Here is a 506-nt window from a genome sequence, read left to right as displayed (position 1 = left end):
CCCAACATTAGTACTGTGGTGTTGAGGTGGGCGATGGATTGCACCTGTTGCATCACCTGCTTTAGCCCCGAGTTGGCACCGACCACACCATTTTGCACATCCAGCGTGCGTTTCAGGCTGACATTTTGTTTGGCCAAGGCCTGGTTTTCCAGCAGCAGATTACGGCCTCTGAGATTGAGGGCGGTGATTAGGGCAAAGGTGCTCATCTGCGGCGCCAGCATATCGGCGTGTCGTGGTCGGAAGGTACCGGCTTTTTTGGAATAGAAGCCAACTATTCCTAAATGGGTATCCTCGATCGACATCCGCAAGATGATCAGTGAGCGGATCCCGTATATCACCTTGGGGGCTACCTGAGAGGTTACCGGGTCATGGTCAATATCGTTAACAATTCTGACCCTTGGCCTATCTGGGTCCTCCAGGGTTTTGGCTAGACCTTCGGGAAGAGACACTTGGACATTAAGTGTACTGGCCTGGGTTTCACTGGCTTGAGCAATAAATTGTATATC

1 protein-coding gene is annotated in these 506 nt (G+C 51.6%); it reads right to left on the bottom strand.

The window, feature by feature from the left end; translation table 11 throughout:
• Positions 1-302, bottom strand: a 302-nt coding sequence (locus tag IEX22_RS16495; protein WP_229660131.1) for a hypothetical protein, incomplete at its 3' end; no start/stop codon positions are given.
• Positions 303-506: the final 204 nt, after the last annotated feature.

It is taken from the genome of Tersicoccus solisilvae (assembly GCF_014643255.1).
Classification (GTDB): domain Bacteria; phylum Actinomycetota; class Actinomycetes; order Actinomycetales; family Micrococcaceae; genus Tersicoccus; species Tersicoccus solisilvae.
The sequence above is the reverse complement of the archived record's forward strand: the minus strand, read 5'-3'. Positions and strand labels throughout refer to the sequence as shown.